This is a genomic window from Bdellovibrio sp. HCB290 (genome assembly GCF_047305925.1).
Lineage (GTDB): Bacteria > Bdellovibrionota > Bdellovibrionia > Bdellovibrionales > Bdellovibrionaceae > Bdellovibrio.
The window spans coordinates 2080026-2099153 of record NZ_CP178620.1 but is presented as its reverse complement, the minus strand read 5'-3'; the positions used below and the strand labels follow the sequence as shown (position 1 = coordinate 2099153).

At 46.6% G+C, this 19128-nt stretch carries 16 protein-coding genes; 9 read left to right on the top strand and 7 right to left on the bottom strand.

What is annotated here, in order from left to right; translation table 11 throughout:
- Positions 1 to 97: 97 nt before the first annotated feature.
- A complete protein-coding gene (locus tag ACLVWU_RS10390; protein ID WP_413574627.1) occupies positions 98 to 2458 on the bottom strand; it encodes an NADP-dependent malic enzyme in 2361 nt (786 codons plus the stop codon).
- Between the two features lie 751 nt (positions 2459 to 3209).
- Here ACLVWU_RS10390 and ACLVWU_RS10385 point away from each other — a divergent pair.
- From ACLVWU_RS10385 to ACLVWU_RS10365, 5 genes are all read left to right on the top strand, one after another.
- On the top strand, positions 3210 to 4256 hold the full coding sequence (locus tag ACLVWU_RS10385) for an HNH endonuclease (RefSeq protein WP_413574626.1): 1047 nt from the start codon (positions 3210 to 3212) through the stop codon (positions 4254 to 4256).
- A gap of 361 nt (positions 4257 to 4617) precedes the next feature.
- On the top strand, positions 4618 to 5961 hold the full coding sequence (locus ACLVWU_RS10380) for a thiolase family protein (RefSeq protein WP_413574625.1): 1344 nt from the start codon (positions 4618 to 4620) through the stop codon (positions 5959 to 5961).
- 30 nt (positions 5962 to 5991) lie between these two features.
- Positions 5992 to 8142 carry a 3-hydroxyacyl-CoA dehydrogenase NAD-binding domain-containing protein gene (locus ACLVWU_RS10375; RefSeq protein ID WP_413574624.1) on the top strand — a complete coding sequence of 717 codons (2151 nt, stop codon included), beginning with the start codon at positions 5992 to 5994 and terminating at the stop codon, positions 8140 to 8142.
- Between the two features lie 196 nt (positions 8143 to 8338).
- Positions 8339 to 8749: a hypothetical protein gene (locus ACLVWU_RS10370; protein WP_413574623.1), complete on the top strand. Its 411-nt coding sequence runs from the start codon at positions 8339 to 8341 to the stop codon at positions 8747 to 8749.
- A gap of 44 nt (positions 8750 to 8793) precedes the next feature.
- On the top strand, positions 8794 to 9450 hold the full coding sequence (locus ACLVWU_RS10365; RefSeq protein WP_413574622.1) for an isochorismatase family protein: 657 nt from the start codon (positions 8794 to 8796) through the stop codon (positions 9448 to 9450).
- Between the two features lie 64 nt (positions 9451 to 9514).
- Here ACLVWU_RS10365 and ACLVWU_RS10360 read toward each other — a convergent pair whose 3' ends face one another.
- Entirely contained in the window at positions 9515 to 10936 is a 1422-nt protein-coding gene (locus ACLVWU_RS10360; protein WP_413574621.1) for a peptide MFS transporter, read from the bottom strand.
- 107 nt (positions 10937 to 11043) lie between these two features.
- Between ACLVWU_RS10360 and ACLVWU_RS10355 the strand changes: the two genes are divergently transcribed.
- The 4 genes from ACLVWU_RS10355 (at position 11044) to ACLVWU_RS10340 (ending at position 16442) form a co-directional block, all read left to right on the top strand.
- A complete protein-coding gene (locus ACLVWU_RS10355; RefSeq protein WP_413574620.1) occupies positions 11044 to 13785 on the top strand; it encodes a zinc-dependent metalloprotease in 2742 nt (913 codons plus the stop codon).
- A gap of 130 nt (positions 13786 to 13915) precedes the next feature.
- Positions 13916 to 14563, top strand: a complete 648-nt coding sequence (locus ACLVWU_RS10350) for a hypothetical protein (protein ID WP_413574618.1) — start codon at positions 13916 to 13918, stop codon at positions 14561 to 14563.
- A gap of 46 nt (positions 14564 to 14609) precedes the next feature.
- On the top strand, positions 14610 to 15704 hold the full coding sequence (locus ACLVWU_RS10345) for a TIGR04552 family protein (RefSeq protein WP_413574617.1): 1095 nt from the start codon (positions 14610 to 14612) through the stop codon (positions 15702 to 15704).
- A 3-nt stretch (positions 15705 to 15707) separates the two neighbouring features.
- On the top strand, positions 15708 to 16442 hold the full coding sequence (locus ACLVWU_RS10340; protein WP_413574616.1) for a lysophospholipid acyltransferase family protein: 735 nt from the start codon (positions 15708 to 15710) through the stop codon (positions 16440 to 16442).
- Positions 16443 to 16447: 5 nt separating this feature from the next.
- Here ACLVWU_RS10340 and ACLVWU_RS10335 read toward each other — a convergent pair whose 3' ends face one another.
- The 5 genes from ACLVWU_RS10335 to ACLVWU_RS10315 form a co-directional block, all read right to left on the bottom strand.
- Positions 16448 to 16570 carry a hypothetical protein gene (locus ACLVWU_RS10335; protein WP_413574615.1) on the bottom strand — a complete coding sequence of 41 codons (123 nt, stop codon included), beginning with the start codon at positions 16568 to 16570 and terminating at the stop codon, positions 16448 to 16450.
- Positions 16571 to 16726: 156 nt separating this feature from the next.
- On the bottom strand, positions 16727 to 17083 hold the full coding sequence (locus ACLVWU_RS10330; RefSeq protein WP_413578788.1) for a DUF4423 domain-containing protein: 357 nt from the start codon (positions 17081 to 17083) through the stop codon (positions 16727 to 16729).
- A 462-nt stretch (positions 17084 to 17545) separates the two neighbouring features.
- Positions 17546 to 17926, bottom strand: coding sequence for a hypothetical protein (locus ACLVWU_RS10325; protein ID WP_413574614.1), 381 nt, complete (start codon positions 17924 to 17926; stop codon positions 17546 to 17548).
- A gap of 80 nt (positions 17927 to 18006) precedes the next feature.
- Entirely contained in the window at positions 18007 to 18750 is a 744-nt protein-coding gene (locus ACLVWU_RS10320) for a TfoX/Sxy family DNA transformation protein (RefSeq protein WP_413574613.1), read from the bottom strand.
- Between the two features lie 104 nt (positions 18751 to 18854).
- A complete protein-coding gene (locus ACLVWU_RS10315) occupies positions 18855 to 19124 on the bottom strand; it encodes a hypothetical protein (protein ID WP_413574612.1) in 270 nt (89 codons plus the stop codon).
- Positions 19125 to 19128 lie beyond the last annotated feature (4 nt).

Below are 19128 nucleotides of genomic sequence, written 5' to 3'. Positions count from 1 at the left end.
AAGCCTCCGGTATTTTTATTTATTATAGAGGAGGATTTAAAAAAAAGGCCTGTGTTTTACCGCAGGCCTTTTTTGGAATTACGAATGTCTGTACGGACTACTGTTTTTTAGCTTCGCGGGATTTTAGAACATCTTTGATGAACTGAGCTTCCAAAGCTGTGAACACCACGGAATTCACGATACCATCAACAGTTGTCGTTCTTTGCAAAACGTTACATGATCTGCGTACTCCCGTAAGGAATGGTCCGATCACTTCGACTTTGCCCACTTGCTGAATAAGTTTGTAAGCAATGTTTGAGGCTTCCAGATTTGGGAAGATCAAAACATTGGCCCCGCCCTTAAGGTCAGAGAATGGGAACAGTCGTTCCATAATTTCTGGATTCACTGCTGTGTCAGCTTGCATGTCGCCATCGACCATGAGGCCAGGGCGAAGTTTTTTAACGATCTCCGCCGCACTTTTCATTTTGCATGGAGTGCCGTCAGCACCGCTGAAGTTTGAATAGGAAAGCATCGCGATCTTAGGCTCGATACCGAAGTATTCGACAACTTTCGCCGCTTGCAATGCGATTTGCGCGCACTGTTCTGCTGTTGGATTTAAATTCACAGTCGTGTCAGCCAAAACCAGGAATTTATCTTCAAGCAGGATGAAGTTCAAACCTGCTGGAACTCCGCCTTGGTAGACTCCCACAGTTTGCAAAATTGGTTTTACGGCATCGGCATAGTTCACAGAAGCACCGTTTACCACGCCGTCTGCTTCACCCATCATCACCATCATCGCAGCGAAGTAGTTAGGATCCGCCATCAGACGTTCCGCTTCGCGCATGTTGATGCCTTTGCGTTGTCTTAGGTTGTAAAGCTTTTCAACGTATTTGAAGAATTTCGGATAAGTCGCAGGATGAATAACCGGAACATCATTCAATGCCGGGATATCCAGGGCCTGGATTTTTTCTTTTACGCGGTCTGGGTAGCCCAAAAGAATGGGTTGGCAGATTTTTTCTTCAACCAATGTTGCCAGGGCTTTAAGAACCTTGGAGCTGGTGCCTTCTGGGAAAACGATGCGTGGTAATTCTCCACCCATAGCGGTTGCGTTTTGGTGAACGCGATTGATTGCCGAGCGAATGAAAACTTTAGAAGGCCCTTGCAGGGCTTCCAATGTTTCGCGGTAGTGATCCCAGTCTTCAATCGTACGAGTCGCCACACCAGTTTTGATAGCGGCTTTAGCCACTTCAGGAGCAACCCACAAAAGCACGCGGGTGTCGAAAGGTTTTGGAATCAAATATTCACGACCGAATTTGAAAGTTTTGCCACCATAAGTTGCCGAGACACGATCAGGAACATCTTCGCGCGCCAGTTTCGCCAAAGCGTGAACAGCTGCAAGTTTCATTTCCTCGTTGATTTGTGTGGAGCGTGTATCCAAGGCGCCACGGAAGATGGACGGGAAGCCCAGTACGTTATTCACCTGATTCGGATAATCCGAGCGACCTGTTGCGATGATCGCATCAGGACGTGCTGTGCGAGCTTCGTCAGGCGTGATTTCCGGAACTGGATTTGCCATGGCGAAAATAATTGGATCTTTCGCCATATCTTTCAGCATTTCCGGAGTCAGGGCGCCGGCCACAGAAAGGCCCACGAAAACATCCGCTCCACGCAAAGCTTCACTTAGCGTGCGCACTTCAGTTTCAGCGGCAAAGTATTCTTTGTATTTGTTCATGCCGGCTGTGCGGCCTTTATAGATTACACCTTGAGAGTCGCACATGATGATGTTTTCACGACGTGCGCCCAAAGAGATAAAGATCTTTGCACAAGAGTTCGCAGAGGCACCGGCACCGTTAACCACGATGCGCACGTTTTCCATTTTTCTGTTGGTCACAGAAACAGCGTTCAGTAATGCCGCTCCGGAAACGATCGCGGTTCCATGCTGGTCATCATGGAATACCGGGATTTTCATTTCTTTTTTTAGACGCTCTTCGATTTCAAAACACTCAGGTGCTTTGATGTCTTCCAGATTGATACCGCCGAACGTGGGCTCCAAAGTTCTGATGGCGTTACAGAAAGTATCAACGTCGTTGGCGTCGACTTCGATGTCGAAAACGTCGATGCCCGCGAATTGTTTAAACAGGATGCCTTTCCCTTCCATAACAGGTTTTGAGGCATGAGGTCCGATGTTGCCAAGGCCCAGTACCGCTGTACCGTTAGAGATAACTCCAACCAGGTTGCCTTTGGCTGTGTAGTCGTAAACTTTGGAAGGATCTTTCGCGATCACTTTACAAGGAGCTGCGACGCCTGGAGAGTAAGCTAGTGAAAGATCTTTTTCAGACACGCAGGGTTTTGAGGAGATAACTTCAATTTTCCCTGGCTTGCCGCTGCTGTGATAAATCAAGGCTTCCTGATCGAAGTTGTTCGTGGTGCCTTTTGCCTCGGGGGCTTTGTCTGTGTTCTTATTCAAATTCTTTTCCAAGGATGCGTCCTTTCGTTCTTTTTTCGCGTGTTTGAAATTTTCGAATTTTTCTAAGGCTTTTAAGCCGTTAGCTCTTTCGCGAAATAAGTGCAGTTACTCTACAAATGCATCCTTAGGGGGTCAATAAATGGGGAGCTTGTCGCGGTAGGCAATAGAGATGACGCAGATGATTATCGACCTAGAGTTAACACATTTTGATCACTCTGTACGCAAGTGCTCCGCGGAACCAAGAAAAGCTGTGTCAATTGGGAGGGAGGGGTGGAGTTGCGTGAGTAGTTATTCAATCATTCAATCATTCAATCATTCAATCATTCAATCAATCATTCAATCAATCAATCAATCAATCAGTGTAAAGATATCTTTCAAAGAATCTGTTGTTTTCAAATCAAGCAACAAATTCAAAACATCTAGTTCCGTTCAAACATCAAACATCAAACTTCAGCTTCAAATTCAAAACCGCTTTCCGCGTAGCCCGGAAAAGATGTGTCATTTAGTAAAGTGTAATCAAAATAGCTTTGACGCTTTTTTTGGGTCGCGAGTTTGACCGAGGTTGTTTGTTTGATTCCAAGATGAAGCCGGGCTGGAGTCGAAACAATACTCTCCTGTATTTGGATTTTATGACCTTTCAGCTATTGTTTAACTTGAATTTCGAAAGTCAATTTCCCATGCGAAAACCTGCAATAATGCGATTTAAAAACTCGTGTTATAAAATTGAAAAAGCAACAGAAGCCGTCAAGATACGGAGGAAAAAATGGATCTAACTTCAATATCAAATCTCGAATTGCTAAATCGTGTAGAAAGACTTGCTCGCGGTGAACGGAAGATCACGCATTTAATTTTGTGGCATTTGGTCGAAGTGGAGTTTAGACGATTGTATTTGGATTTGGGATTTACATCATTGTTTAAATATATGACCGGTCATTTGCAGTATTCGGAAGATGCCGCTTATCGAAGAATTCAGGCCTCTCGCTTGCTGAAAAAGGTTCCAAAAATCGAGAATGCAATCGAGTCTGGCGATTTGAAGTTAACCCAATTAAATCAGGTTCAAAAATGCATTTCGAAGGCTATGGCTGGCGGCGCTGTTGTGTCAGCAGAGCAGACTGAATCTGTATTGGAACAAATCCAAAACAAGAACAGTTTTGAAACTCAGAAAGTCCTTGCTGTTGAATTTAATCAGCCAATTCTTGAAAGAGAGATTCTAAAGCCTCAGCGTAACGACTCTGTTCGTATGGAGATCACATTTTCTGAAGATCAAATGAATGAGCTGAAGCAAGTCAGAGAATTGCTATCGCATGTTTTGCCAAACCCAACTTGGGCAGAATTGATTTCGTATCTAGCTAATTTCCAGATCCAGAAAAAGTTGGGAAAGCAAATTGTTGGGAATGAAATGGTTAGGAAAGCTTCGAAGAATGCAGAATTGGCAGGTGAGGCAGCAAGGGATGAAGCAGAGGAGGCTGAAGGTGTAACAGTAATGAATAAAAATGAATTAGACAAACTCAACATGAATGAATCAAGAAGGATTCAGGATGGAGTTGAAATCAATGCAAATTCAAGTGCTAGTTTAGGTGAAAGAAAACATTTGAAATTAACCTTGCGCAGACGCTTGTTAAGGAACGCAAATTATCAATGTGAATTTAATTGCGTCGGCGGAAAATGTTGCACTAGCAAATATCAATTGCAGATTGATCATCGATTGCCGTTGGCTTTGGGTGGATCCAACGACGAGTCGAACTTGAGAGTTCTGTGTCGCACTCATAATTTGGCGGAAGCAAGAAGGATGGGAATCACCAAGCACTAGCTGCATAACGCAGCTTTTCTTGGTGGCGCGGAAAGAATTTGTAGAAGTATGAATTCAGCAAGTGGCAGCAATTTAAGCGATCTGAAGATAGGCAGCCGTCGCGAGCCTCCCCAGCGAAACATAACTATTTCAGTCGTTCAGATTCTTAGGAGGTCTAGGTGATTTTCTGAGGAGTTTTATTGGTTTTTCAGAGGTAATTTAGAGCTACAGCTCTGGTTTTGAACAGGAGTGGTCTAGGGATTCCGCACAGACTTTGTCGAAACTAGACCTCGCAGTCTCATTCTTGCGTTTGTGTTTGGTCCTCACATGAAAAACCTGTACGATTTTCAGTGGTTATTTGAATTACCAACAGGAGTTTTCTATGAAGTCACCACGCGATGTGGTTCTCGTTGAAGGTGTGCGTACACCGTTCGCTAAATCAGGTACAAAACTTAAAAAAGTTCACCCAGCTCAGTTGGGTCAAGTTGCGCTTCGACAGTTGATTGCGCAAACGAACCTCGATGTAAATTCCGTTGATGAAGTGATCGTGGGTAACACCGGTAATCCGGCAGACGCCGTGAACATTTCCCGCGTGGTTGCGCTGAACGCCGGTATTCCGATGAAAACTTCTGCATACACAGTTCACAGAAACTGCGCATCCGCAATGGAATCCATCTCTAACGGTTTTGAGAAAATCAAATCCGGCACGATGGATGTGATCCTGGCGGGTGGTACTGAATCCATGTCGCAAATTCCGACATTGGCTCCGCAAAAATTCCAAGACATCTACGAAAGACTTTTCGCAGCGAAAGGTCCAAAGCAAGCCCTTCCGCTTTTGTGGCAGCTTTTCAAAGCGGACGTGAATCAAATCAAAGCCCTTCTTCAAGGCAACATGAAAGATCCATATTTTCCGCAAATCGGCGTGATGTTGGGTCTGACAGATCCTTTCGTTGGAATCAACATGGGCCAAACTGCAGAAATCCTGGCAAAAGAGTGGGGCTTGAACCGCGAAATGCAGGATAGATTTGCATTGCGCTCTCACCAGTTGGCTTCCAAGGCGATGAAAGAAGGTCGCATGAAGGAAGAATCAACTCCAGTCTATCTTGCTCCAGAGTACAAAGAAATCGTCGCTGACGATATCGGTCCTCGTGACACGCAAACGATGGAAGCATTGGCTAAGCTAAAACCATTCTTCGACAAAGCCACAGGCACAATCACAGCCGGCAACTCCTGCCCAATCACAGACGGTGCAGCGATGGTGTTGTTGATGTCCCGTGAAAAAGCAGAGCAAGCTGGTTACAAGCCGTTGGCAACAATCCGCTCTTACGGTTTCGCGGGTCTTGAGCCTGAGCGCATGGGCTTGGGCCCGGCGTATGCAACTCCATTGGCATTGAAACGTGCTGGATTGACAATGAAAGACATCGGCCTGGTAGAGCTGAACGAAGCGTTCGCAGCGCAGGTTATGGCATGTCAGAAAGCAATGGATTCCGATAAGTTTGCCCAAGAGAAACTTGGCTTGTCTGCAAAAGTGGGCGAGATTCGTGATGAAATCCTGAACGTCAACGGTGGCGCGATCGCATTGGGTCATCCAGTGGGCGCAACAGGCACACGTATCGTACTGACTCTGGCAAAAGAAATGAAACGCAGAGGCGTACAGCACGGTCTGGCAACACTTTGTATCGGTGGCGGTCAAGGTGGAACAATGATTCTTGAGAACGAAAACTAATTTAGCGATTTGCATCTAGGAGTTACACAAATGTCTATGCTTGAAAGTATCAGAATCAAACCTCAGGGTGAAATCGCAGTTGTAGAGTTCGACCTGGTGGGTGAAAAAGTTAATAAATTCTCAACACCGGTGATGATGCGACTTAAAGACGTGGTTGAAGAACTGCGTAAGTCTTCATACAAAGCGGTGATCTTTAAATCCATGAAGCCAAAAATCTTTATCGCCGGCGCAGATATTGAAGAGATCAAGGGGATGACGACTCCGGATCAATTCAATAACGCAGTGAAGGCCGGTCAAGAGATCATGAACATGGTCGAAGACTTGCCAATGCCAACTATCGCAGCCGTGAATGGCGCGTGCATGGGTGGTGGTTGTGAGTTCATCATGGCCTGCGACTACCGTATCGCCTCTGATGATTCTTCAACGAAGATCGGTCTTCCGGAAATTCAATTGGGTATCTTGCCGGGCTTCGGCGGTACTCAGCGCATGCCGCGTATCATGGGCTTGCAGGCCTCTTTGGATATCATCCTTGCTGGCAAAGCAGTGAACTCCAAAAAAGCGCAAAAATCCGGCCTTGTGGATAAAGTCGTTCACCAAAATCTTTTGGATGAGCAGGCGATCAAATGGGCAAAGGAAATCATCGCTGGTGGCGGTCAAAAACGTCGCAAGAAATTCCAAGCGAACGGCATGGTTAATAAAGTTCTTGAAGGCCCTGCAAAAGGCGTCGTGTTCAAGAAAGCGCGCGAAGGTGTGATGAAAGCCACCAAAGGTCACTATCCAGCGCCGTTGAAGGCTTTGGATGTGATCCAAAAAACTTACGGCATGAGCGATCGCGATGCGGGAATGCGCATTGAACGCGAAGGCTTCTGCGAGTTGGGTATCACAGATATTTCCAAAAACCTGATCCACGTATTCTACCTGACTGAAATGGTCAAAAAACAAACCGGCGTTACCGGTGTCGAAGTTAAACCAAAAGAAGTCAAAGGCCTGGGTATTCTGGGCGCCGGCACCATGGGTGGCGGTATCGCTTACGTGGCTGCTGATAAAGGCATCCAAGTGCGCATGAAAGACTTGAGCCCTGAAGCATTGGGCAAGGGTCTGAAGCACGCCAGCGACCTATGGATGAAATTGGTAAAACGTAAATCCATCGATAAGTATCAGTTCCAACAAAAAATGGACGCTGTGTCTGTAACAACAGACTATTCCGGTTTCAAAAACCTGGATGTAGTTGTCGAGGCGATCGTCGAAGACATGGGCATCAAGCAAAAAGTGATCGGCGAGTGCGCAGGTCAAATGCGCCCGGATGCCATCATCGCGACGAATACCTCTTCACTTTCTGTGACTGAAATGGCCAAAGGTCATCCACGTCCGGAATACTTCGCTGGAATGCACTTCTTCAATCCAGTGAACAAAATGCCATTGGTGGAAGTGATTCGTGGTGCGCAAACTTCTGACGAAACGATTGCTACTATTTTTGAACTTACGAAAAAAATGGGCAAGATGCCAGTCGTGGTAAAAGACGGCCCGGGCTTCCTGGTGAATCGTCTTCTTCTTCCATACATGGCGGAAGCTGCATGGTTGATGCAAGAAGGTATGAGCATCGAAGTGGTTGATAAGGCCTACGTTAAAGAGTTCGGTATGCCAATGGGTCCGTTCGAGTTGATGGACGAAGTTGGTTTGGATGTATGTATTAAAGTTCTTAAAATCTTCAAGAAAGCTTTCGGCGAGCGCATCGAAATGGCGCCTTGTATGGAAGCTTTGGAGAAGTCAGGTCGCTTGGGTCGTAAGAATGGTAAGGGTTTCTATACTTACCAGGCTGATGGCAAGCGTGGTGACGTCGATCAAACAGTTTACGGAGCATTGGGCTTGGGCACACCAAGCAATCCTCACCAAACCAAAGAGTGCATCGAGCGCGGTGTCTTTGCGATGGTGAACGAATGTTCCTTGGCATTGATTGAAGACCACATTGTGGAGCTTCCACACGAAGTGGACCTTGGTATGATCATGGGTACAGGCTTCCCGCCATTCCGTGGTGGATTGCTGAAGTACGCAGACAGCATCGGCTCACAATATGTAGCTGATCAATTGGCAATGTACGCTTCCAGCCGCAATGCCAAACGTTTGAAGCCAGCGACACCACTGTCGAACATGGCTAAATCAAACGCTAAATTTTACAAGTAATCGCCATCAGAAATAGGGCTCTGTTGAGTAATCAAGGGGCCCGGTTGTGAAAGTGAGTGCTTGCAAATATCCTTACTAAACCGAAGCCGAAGTACAAAATACTTCGGCTTTTGTTTTTTCAAATACACCTGTGACAGTTAATTGTATTTTTGTATTCCCATTGGAAGTTCCCACGCTTCGTCCGACAATGAATCTCATGCAAAACAGAATATTCAAGATCGCTTTGTTGCTGGCGGCTGTAATGGCGGCATTCGGGGCTCACAGTGGAGCCTGGGCTCAGGCTTCATCAACCCATATTATCACGGTGGAACGGGTTTTCAGCGCGCGTCCACGCTCTATAGGCTACCGCTACCTGGTGCAGATTTCCTGTCGTCCCCAAGGCGAAAGCATTGTCACGGTTCCTGTGAAGCGAACGTCCTTCAAATGGGAGGCGGGCACAGTCTCGGGAGTTTCTGAAACAGACAACAACGGACAGGCAGAGTTTACGCAAACAGCCTTCGATGGAAAACTCGAAGAGACTTTGAAAGTTCACTATTTCCAAAGACTGCTATTGTTTTCTGCCCCGAAAGGAATGGTGGAGTTGCCACTGCCAGTGCAATGTAAATGATTTGGAAATTTTAACTTAAAACCAACTATTCTGAAGGAGTTTATATGAGTCGCAATCGTGCCACATGGGATGCCAGTGAATGCGCATTAATTCTGATCGACTATCAACCGGAAATGTTCAGTGGAATCGGATCCAGCGATCCGCGTGCGGTGGAGACGAACGTCTGCGAGCTGACCAGAGCTGCTGTGGCCTTCGATATCCCAGTGGTATTAAGTACGGTCGGCGTTAAGATGGGTGTGAATCAACCCACCATCAAGTCACTGAGAGATGTTTTGATGCAAGCGAAAGAAATTGATCGCTCCACTATGAATGCCTGGGAGGATGAAAACTTCCTGAAGGCCGTAAAGGCGACGGGAAAAAAGCGTCTGGTGTTTTGTGCTCTGTGGACTGAGATCTGCCTGGCATTTCCAGTGGTGGACGCCTTGGAGGATGATTATGAAGTGACCTTTGTGGTTGATGCGGTTGCTGGTCAATCCCACGAAGAACATGATATGGCAATTCAAAGATTGATTCAGGCGGGTGCTATTCCAAATACCACAATCGCCATGGTGGCAGAGTGGTTCCGCGATTGGAAATCCCCAATGGCCGCCAAAGGGCGTGAGGTATTTAGATCACTGATAAAAGAACATCGCGAAATGCACGCGAACTCACGCTTTCAATCGCCACCAGACGGATATCGCAGTCAGTCCGAAATGATGTAGTAATAGCAAAAAAAAGGGTGCGCAAAGCGCACCCTGATTCAGTTTATTTAACTGGGACTTCCAGTTAAACCGTAACTTCCGCGTGCGTTCCAATTGAGGACGAACCCGCACTGCCGGATTTTTTCTCGTCGGCCATATTCAAGGATTTCGTTAAAACCCTGTTGCTTAGGAAGAACAACACACCCGGAACCAAGCCCAGTGCTGCCAACAACAAGAAAAAATTTTCTTTAGGCATTTTGTCGTACATGCTGCCAATCCAACCGGAAACAGTATTTCCGAAGAAGGAAGCCAGGAACCAAACACCCATCATCATGGAAACGATTTTCTTGGGAGAAACTTTCGTCACCAAAGACAAACCGATCGGTGAAAGGTAAAGCTCACCAATAGTCAGCATGAATGTTGAACCCAGTAGCCACAATGCCGAACCTTTGCCAGGTCCTACGGATTTCGCAGCAAAGAACATCAAGCCCAAAGCAGCCGTACCCATGAAGCAACCGATAGCCATTTTCATAGCTGTCGTGTTTTCTTTTCCACGACGAGACTGCCACATCCACACGCGATCCAAAATTGGAGCGAACATGAAGATGATGAATGGATTGAAAGACTGATACCAAGTGGAAGGCATTTCCCAGCCAAAGAAGTTCCAATCAGTGGATTGATCTGCCCACAACTGCAAAGTGTTGCCTTGTTGTTCGTAAACACCCCAGAAGAAAATCGTAACAGCACACAGGAACGTTAATGCCCAAGTGCGAGTCCACTCAGACTTGGACAAAGGCTTGCGCGCTTGTTCTTCAACTTCCTTGATCGATACTTTGTGTTCTGAGGATGGCAAATGTTTACCGCCGAAGTGATAAATCAAAAGACCCATGATCATACCGATACCAGCGGCTCCGAAGCCCCAATGCCAGCCGACTTTCTGTCCCAAGGTTCCGCAAACCAGTGGCGAGAAGAACGCACCGAGATTGATACCCATGTAGAACAAAGTGAACGCACCATCGCGACGCTTGTCTTCTGGAGAATACAAGTCACCCACTTGAGTGGAAATGTTCGGTTTAAAGAATCCGTTGCCCGCAATAATAAACAGCAAGGCTAAGAAGAACATGCTTTCGACTGCCATCAGGAAGTGACCGATAGCCATCAAAATACCGCCCACATAGACCGCACGGCGCTTACCCCAGTAGCGATCCGCAATCATACCCCCGAAAAAGGGAGTAAAATATACAAGGCCCATATAGTAACCGTAGATATGCGAAGACAATGCTTGAGGAGATTGAGGGCCAAAAAAGTACTCAATTCCAGATTTCAAAGCTCCGTAGCCCCAAACATCTTTGCCCTTATCTGCTTCGATAAAAAGATACTGGGCCATGTAAAGCACCAGGAGCGCTCTCATGCCGTAAAATGAGAATCGTTCCCACATTTCCGTGAAGAAAAGTGTAAACAGGGGACGAGGGTGTCCAAATAGTGTTTTCTCTGATGTTTGAGCCATAGGCCTCTCTGTACATAAGGTTGACGATTGCTTCTTTTTTCTAACGAGACTTTTGATCTTGGCAAGTTTTTGAGATAAAGACACCTGAAAAATGGAGGGGCTCCTCAATGTCAGTTTTTAAGAGTGTATTTGCCTTCGGCGCGGTGCTTACAACTGTTCTTGTGACAGGCTGTACAAACGGGTTTGATGTCAACACTGTCATAGAGAAAAAGCAGGCTCCCAAGCAGATTGTGGACTCTTTTTCTGTGCCATCTGGTCGATCTTCCGAGATTGCGGCTCGCTGCGAAAACGCCACTTGCCTGACGATCAATAAAGCCTCCCTGGGTAAGATCTTTTTGCTGGTGGCTTCCGGTAAAACCGGCGGTTCCACACCGCAGTGGTATGACCTCAAACCTCAAGTAGTCAGTTTTGAAAAATACGGCAGCCGCGTGGCTTTGCTGGGGCAAAACTACAACAGCATCTACGAAGAGCTGAACACTGAAAATCTGATTCAAACTTTCCAGGTGATCGGCGAGGACGAAACGTCGCTGACATTTGACTGGGGCCGTGGTTTGAAATCCTTGATTGCGCAAAATGCGTATGATGTGGACTCCGGCGCGGGTATGAATGATCCGTTGACTGAAAGTTCTGTGACAGCGATTCCAGTGCAGGATTCCTTCACGCGCAACGTGCAAATCACCAACAATGCGATCGAGCTTGAGCAGGTTTCTAAAGTTCAAAGCCTGGTAGGTCAGGCCGCTGCAGGCAACAAGCTTGCGGTTGAGACTCGCGAAGAAACTCTGGCGATGAATATCCAGATCCGCGCTTATCGCCTGGAATCAAAATTCAAATCCAAAGAGGCTGATAAATCCCGCTCCGTAGGTTTCTTTGTCACGCGTTTGGCTCGTCCATCCATGAGCAAGGACTCCATCAAGTATATTTCCAAATGGGATATCTCTGAAGGCCGTGAGCCGATCACCGTGCGTATTTCTTCTGCAGTTCCTGCTGAATACCTGGAAGCTGTGAAAGAGGCGGCTCTTTACTGGAATATCGTATTCGGTAAAAACGCTGTTCAGGTGGAAACGGGCGTGGACCCTCAGGCTGCTCCTAAAGATCGCACGATCATGGTGCGCTGGGTGACATGGCTGGATGCAGGTGCCGCCTATGCGATCAGCCAGTCTGATCCATTGACGGGCGAGATCCTGCGCGCTCAAGTCTTCATGCCTTCTGTATTTACTAAGGTCGGCTCGGGCGAGTTGGTTCAGCTTAACGGTGGCTCACCGGTAGCGGGCGCTATTGCCTGTGATTTCTCTAAAAAATTTCAAGCCCTGCAGCAGCTGACTCGTGAAGCTCCGGACTCCCAGCGTTTGCGTTTAGCCCAGGACAGTGTGCGTGCGACGGTGGCCCATGAATTGGGACATGCTTTGGGTTTGCGCCATAATTTCGCAGGTTCATTCTCTGCTAAAGCGACGACACAAGACATCTACAATGCTACTAAAACTTACCTGAAAGATCCCAAACACCCTGGTTTGGAAACTTCCACAAGTATCATGGACTACGTCAGCGGTGTGGATGACGTTTTGAATGCGGCTTACATCAAGCATGCGCCACTTTCTTACGACAAGATGGCGATGGACTGGGCGTACTCTGAAGACGATAGCGCTTTAGATCCTAAGATCTCCATGTTCTGTACGGATGAAGATATCGGTTTGGCGAACAGTCAAAAGATGTCCATCTATGGTTGCGAAAGATTCGACAACGGTAACAATCCGCTACTAAGAAAATACCTGGACGGCCGTGACGAGAAAGGAAATCTGGTCAACGTGTTGTTTGCTTCCATCATTGGACGTATGTATCCGGGTGATCAATCAGACGTGGTAAATGATCTGGATACAGTCATCAATGATACTTTCAAATGGGGCAAAGCTGCGATTGATTTGTCTTTTGTTGGTCAGGTTCTATTTGAAACATCAGAGATGGCCGGAAACAATGCCCTTCGCGCACAGACATTAGTATCTTTGGAGGCCGCAAAAAATGGTGGCATTTTGAATGCGCGCAAAGGCCAGGACCCGGCTTTTGCAGCACTTCGTTTAGCGCACTTGGCAGAAACGGCAAAATTCCTCCAGGGTAAAGACGGTATCTCGGACCAATTCGGTGGTTACGCAGCAATGTTGAATGGTTTGTTGCGCAATTCACAAGGTCAAATTGATGTGAATTGGTTTGAAAAAGATCTGATCACTCTTGTTAAGAGTGGTGTTCTTGCCAAAGGCAAAACTCTGGCCGGCCGCGAGTATTCACTAACGCCTGATCAGCAAAAGAAAGTCGCTACTTTCTTTGTGCAAATTGAAGCTCTTAATAGAAAAATTATCTTCGAAGCCGTACAAGACATTCTACCGGCTATTAATGCACAGGTTGAAACTGATAAAGGTGTGAAAATCATCTCTCAGATCTTACCAAGCGAAGTCATCAAGCAGGCTGATACTGATGTTCTGGGTAATCTTGCCCTGGATATCGTTCTTGTGACTCAGAAATCAGTGACAGTGGTTATTAACGGAGACAGTGCCAAGACCGTTCAGGTGGATGTTCCATTCCTGACAGCGGCAGAGCGTGTGGCTCTGATGAATGTTATTTCCTCCCAAGGGATGTCCTTCCCGTTGGAGCTGAAGCGTGCGCAGGTTCGCAGTGCTTTGGGTGCTAAAATCAATGAACTTCTACAGCAAATCGATCCACAGCTATATATTGATTCCCTGGGTGCAGAGGAGCAATCAGCCCTGGCGGAAAAGCTTCTGAAAGCCGGTAAAGTGGATTCCAAGGCTGCAGCCTGGATCGCAGCACAGGTCAAAGTTCTGCAAGCGCTGGCTTCAAAGTAGACAGTCGCATCCCCAAAATGTCAGTCACCCTAAAGGCGTCTCAGCGTGAGACGCCTTTTTACGTTCAGGTCGAATATAAGCCTGGCATGGGTGGTCCAATGCTTGCCTATACAGTGGATAGGAGGCATTTATGAAAACGTCTATTCTTTCTAAACTTACGCTGGGATTGGTGATGGCTTTGGCCATGGGTCTTTCTGCCTGTGCGAAGAAAGGCGATTCAGCCATCCGAACTGCAAAACGTGGTGGTGAAATCACGACAAGCTCAACTTGCTCTACGGGTGCATCCTCCATCGGTCGCATCTACTACCCAAGCAACCCAACAGGCTTTGAAACAGCGGTTAAGATCTTCGTATCCACGAATCTTCCGGGTTCAGCCTTCGGTAATATCGATGCTTCTGGTAAGCTTGCAAACGGTGTGTTCTTAACAATGAATCTTCGCTTTGATGCCAACGGAACAATTGATAAAGCTAATTCAAAAGTACTGGTTCAGATCAGAGACTCTTTGGTAGGCACTATTGATCAATCCACGGGCAAAGAAATTCCACCATACGAAGTACAATTCACATCGGCATATAACGGTGTATTAAATAAGCAAACTCGTAAGTTCACAGTCACTTTCGAAGACCAATACGGTTGGATCGGATTTGATGGTTCCTATGATAATAACAACGCGATGGGGACAGTTTACTTCAAAAACTACTCTTCAGTCGACGGCAGCTCTTTGCAGCAACAAGTAATGGGGTCATTCTGGGTTCCAGCTTGTGGCCTCTTTAACTAAGGCGCCGCGTCTTGCCTGAGCCTCTATCCCATCTAAGATAGAGGCAATGCCTCAACGATTCTTATTCGATTCTTCTATTCTTGGTTCTGTTGTCGGCGGTGGCTCCGCAATCGATATCCCCAAACTTAGCATTCATTCCTTGGACGCGGCTTCTGCGTTCCTTTTAAGTTATGGTTTCGACATCAATCAACAATCAGACGTAGAAAAACTTTGGTACTATCATCGTCGCGCCCTGGTATTGATGGTCGAAAAGTTGGGCTTTAATGATACAGAAATTCCTGAGCTCTTCCTGGATCCTAAAAAGTTAGGGGACATCCGTCAGCTGTTGATATACGCAAGCTCCAATGATCCGGATCAAGCAGTGATGCAGCGCTGGGCCTGCGCGATCTTGCGAGGCATCCATGTCTTCGTTCATGCGGAAAATGATCTGTTCAGTACTTTCTCTGAAGAGATCCAATCCCAAATTCTGACGCCTTTTCAAGATGCTATTTTTCACGACGGCACCACTCATCGCACATTTCTAAAGGGCACGGGTGAAAATCCCGAATCCTTGGAGTTGTTGGGGTTTGAGGTTAAGCCGTTTAAAACATCTTCCAGCACGGTCATTAAGCTTTTGGCCAAGCCCGATGCTCTGGCTATGAAGATCTTCGATAAACTGGGTGTGCGCTTCATTACGCGCAATCTGTTTGATACCTTCCAGGTCGTGCGTTTTCTGGTGCGTGAAAACGTGATCAGCTTTCCGCACATCATGCCGGATCAAAGTTCCAACAACCTGTATCCGGTTGAAACCTTCATGCAGGTCTGTGATGAGATGGCCCAGCGTCTGGATGTGATGGATGAGAAAAACATTCAAGCGGCTTTTGATCAGAAGCTTGAAGAGTTGGGCGACAGCGCCAAGCTTTTCCGTAAGGAAAACTTTTTCTCTGGTTCTGATTATCGATTTATTAAATTTATTTCCCGCAAAATGATTCACATCAAACCTCAGGGCAGTAAAGAGGCATTCAGCTTCTTTTATCCGTTCGAAGTTCAGATTATGGATCAGGCTGCTCACCAAAAGGTTCTTTCCGGCCCGTCAGAGCACGAAGCCTACAAAGAACGCCAGCGTGTGGCAGCTCGTAAACGTCTATTCCCTGAGAGTTAAAACATGTTTCTAAAGTTGCTTTCTTATCCACGCACTCTTTTGGCTTCTATACTGTTGCCAATTCACACCGTTTTTTGTTCTGCACTGATGGTGCTGGTAACGTTCATTTATCCAAACCGCTGGTTGGAAGATCAGATCGTTTACTTCTGGACCCGCGGATGTTGCTGGATGTTCGGGGTGAAAGTAGTCGTGAAGGGTTTCCATAAGGAAGCCAAGGGTGGATACCTGTTTGTTTTCAATCACACCAGCTTCTTTGATATTTTCGCGATGTCTGGTTATTTGGGGAGCTTCCGTTTTGGTGCAAAGATCGAACTTTTCAAAATTCCCGTATTCGGTTGGGGCATGAAGCGCGCAGGGATTTTGCCTATCGCTCGTCATCGCCGCGAAGAAGTTTTCAAAGTTTACAAGGAAGCAGAAAAACGCATCGCCAACGGTGAAAGATTCGCTTTAGCACCAGAAGGCACGCGCCAGCACACGGAAACTTTGGGACCATTTAAATCCGGTCCATTTATTCTAGCGATCAACGCGAAAGCACCGATCGTTCCAGTGATCGTAAAAGGCGCCGCAGAGATTATGCCGAAAGGAAGCTTCCTGCCGAATTGGGGAGTGTGGACCAGAACTATCACTCTGGAAGTACTGCCTCCAGTGGATACCAGCGGCTACACTATCGAACAACGCCCGCAGCTGCAGGAGTACGTTCGCAAGCTGATGTTGCCTTATTTCCCTGACTCGAAATAAGCGGACTAAATTAGAATCCAAACTGCGATCAGAGTGATGAGGACGGGAAGCACGAAGGTAAGACCAAGAACCGTTAAGGTCTTGCTTTGTGCGGGTGAATCTTCCTGTGTGTTTTGTTCAGAGCTCATTTTAGATCTCCATCTCGCCACAAATAAAATCATCTTTTATCGCTTCACACAAGCGCGCCATTATTGAACAGCGAACAACACAATTGCCAATAGCAATCTGCCGCCATGCAGAACCGACGTCGGTTCTGCATAGCGATACAAAAAGGTAACTGTTACCTAGAAATTCGTTTTGAAGAAGTCGATGTTGAGGCACACGACTTCTTCGGCGGGGGAGTCTTTCGCGACACCGACGATTTCTTTGATAGAAGCGGTGAGCTTCTCGCGAATCACTGCGAAATCTTTTTCTGAAATCGACATGGGGGCGGTGAAGAACAACTCTACATTTTCACGATTATCCATTTTCTGAATGGATTTCATTCGCCAGTTCGTATGATGTTTAACCACGAGCGGGGACTCGTTCGGTAAATGCAAGTGCGCATCGCCAATGCCAAAGACTCCGTTACCTTCTTTGCAAAGTCCTGTCTGAACCAGGAAATTTAAAATGCTCTCTGCTTGAGATCTGGAGAGTTCCAGCAGAAGGCTTCAGCCTAAAGGTAGTACATTCCCAAAAGGTATCGCAGTTTAAAGTCTGGTCAGATAAATCTGGTGCATTTTACTACGGCACGAATGGCGAACGCACAGGTCAGGGTAAGCTATCCCCTAAGAACTACAAATTTCTAATCAGCCAGGCGGGCAAAGTGAATCGCTTGCCATCCTATAAAACCCATACCTGTTCGCGAAGCTATCTAACGATTGAAACCAAGGGCCAAGCGGAAAAATCCTCATGCATCGAGGCCGTCAACGAAACCTCAAAGCAGACCAAAGAACTCGCCAATTTGCTTTCTCTGTTGATTTGACTCCAACGGAACCTCCGCCAATGAATCAACCGCAATAAGTAAGCAGCGCAGTACAAAAAGGTAACTGTTACCGAATTAAAAAAGGCACGGACTTATTAAGTCAGTGCCTTTTTTATTTTTAAATCACGAAACTAAAAAATTAGTTTTTAGTGATTACGCAAGTGCCTTGAACAGCTTGTTTGTTGATAACAAGAGTTTGAGTGAAAGCACCTTGCTCACCTTTAACTGATTTGTAGCCAACAGAATCTTTACCAGAAACACCCCAGAACTCGATCACTTCTAGGTCGTCAAATTTGTAGTAAGAACCAGCTGGGTAGAAAATGTAGTTGCCAGTTGCAGTGGCTTTGAAGTCTTCGATGCCAGAACCGTCAGCGTTGATGTTGCCAGTGATAGCTTTACCATCGATGTTAAGTTCAGCTGTAACAACAGCGTCGCCAGATGTGCAGTGTACATCCAAAGTAGCGGCTTGAGCAGCAGTTGCAGACAATGCGATCAATGAAGCGATAAATACAGATTTCATAAACTCACCTTTCACTTTAAAACTGTGATGACGCAACGACTATGCTCCGGTTTGTGAAAATGAGTCAAGATTAAAACAGATCAGGATTTCAGGCGATCCCGCAAGGTTTTCATATAGGCACGGACTTCCGTTTTTTGGGATTCCGACATTCCTCCGAAGTCCTTGTTTTCCAAGGCAGTGATGATTGTATAGGCATACATCGAGTGGTTGGTTTTAGGATGCACCTTCACCAGCTTCACCATGGTTTTCTGCCAGCCCAGTTTCTGCATTTGCTGCGGTGTTTTGATTCCGGCGTCCCGCAGCAATCCCTCCAGGGTCGGACCGATATTTTTCAAATCGGTGAGCTTTTTGGCCTTTTGCAGCATTTCTTTGGGGTCCTCATCCGAGAACATGCGCGGGCGACGGGTGTCCATATTCTTGGGAATATCCATCGCGACTTTTTTGGCTTTGCTTTTACCAGAAGCTCCCGCGCTTTTTTTCTCTTTAGGAAAACTTCCCCAGTGACTGTTGGGACGTAAAGCGACTCTCAAAATATCAGAAACCCATTCCTCAAAACCTTCGGTTTCGATGGGTAAGTAAAGCCATTTCGGCAGAATTGGATGGGGAGTTAAGATGGGAAACTGATCCAGCGCCTTCGCCTGATTTTGATGCTCCACCGGAAACATACAGCCGTTCCAATTGGTTTTATTTCCGGCTTCAAAAGTGATCAGAACGATTTTCTCGTCCAAATAATAGGCAAAGCCACCGAACATGGATTTTCGGCGATAGCCTTCTTCAGGCAGCAGATTCTCAATCCACTTAAGTTCTAGGGGTTCCTTTGCCATAAGAGTTTTCTAGCGATGGATTGCCCCAATTGCAAGCTTATGGACGCAAAGGGAAACGGAGGGCTTTCAGAAGCGTTGTATGCGTCTGTAAAGCCCCCAGGTTCTTATTGAGAGTCCGTTGGATAGCGATAGCCTGGTTCGCGCTGGCGTGGCTCTATCACGCGTTCTTCAATGTAGATACGCTCTGTCGGTTCGGAGCGCTCCCGGATGTATTCTGCAGCGCTGGCTTGGCGAGCGCGTCGGGCTTCATTTGTTGTATCCATTTTTGCCGGGCTTGAATTTCTATCCTGCATCACAGTTTCCAGCAGACTTTTTTCTGCATGAGCAAAACTGAAGGACATTAACGCAAAACCGAACAGAATGAGTTTTTTCATGGAC

Bases quoted from the DNA above. Each gene is read 5' to 3' on its own strand.
- ACLVWU_RS10385 (WP_413574626.1), top strand. From the start codon at position 3,210: ATGGATCTAACTTCAATATCAAATCTCGAATTGCTAAATCGTGTAGAA.
- ACLVWU_RS10380 (WP_413574625.1), top strand. From the start codon at position 4,618: ATGAAGTCACCACGCGATGTGGTTCTCGTTGAAGGTGTGCGTACACCG.
- ACLVWU_RS10375 (WP_413574624.1), top strand. From the start codon at position 5,992: ATGTCTATGCTTGAAAGTATCAGAATCAAACCTCAGGGTGAAATCGCA.
- ACLVWU_RS10370 (WP_413574623.1), top strand. From the start codon at position 8,339: ATGCAAAACAGAATATTCAAGATCGCTTTGTTGCTGGCGGCTGTAATG.
- ACLVWU_RS10365 (WP_413574622.1), top strand. From the start codon at position 8,794: ATGAGTCGCAATCGTGCCACATGGGATGCCAGTGAATGCGCATTAATT.
- ACLVWU_RS10360 (WP_413574621.1), bottom strand. From the start codon at position 10,936: ATGGCTCAAACATCAGAGAAAACACTATTTGGACACCCTCGTCCCCTG.
- ACLVWU_RS10355 (WP_413574620.1), top strand. From the start codon at position 11,044: ATGTCAGTTTTTAAGAGTGTATTTGCCTTCGGCGCGGTGCTTACAACT.
- ACLVWU_RS10350 (WP_413574618.1), top strand. From the start codon at position 13,916: ATGAAAACGTCTATTCTTTCTAAACTTACGCTGGGATTGGTGATGGCT.
- ACLVWU_RS10345 (WP_413574617.1), top strand. From the start codon at position 14,610: ATGCCTCAACGATTCTTATTCGATTCTTCTATTCTTGGTTCTGTTGTC.
- ACLVWU_RS10340 (WP_413574616.1), top strand. From the start codon at position 15,708: ATGTTTCTAAAGTTGCTTTCTTATCCACGCACTCTTTTGGCTTCTATA.
- ACLVWU_RS10335 (WP_413574615.1), bottom strand. From the start codon at position 16,570: ATGAGCTCTGAACAAAACACACAGGAAGATTCACCCGCACAAAGCAAG.
- ACLVWU_RS10325 (WP_413574614.1), bottom strand. From the start codon at position 17,926: ATGAAATCTGTATTTATCGCTTCATTGATCGCATTGTCTGCAACTGCT.
- ACLVWU_RS10320 (WP_413574613.1), bottom strand. From the start codon at position 18,750: ATGGCAAAGGAACCCCTAGAACTTAAGTGGATTGAGAATCTGCTGCCT.
- ACLVWU_RS10315 (WP_413574612.1), bottom strand. From the start codon at position 19,124: ATGAAAAAACTCATTCTGTTCGGTTTTGCGTTAATGTCCTTCAGTTTT.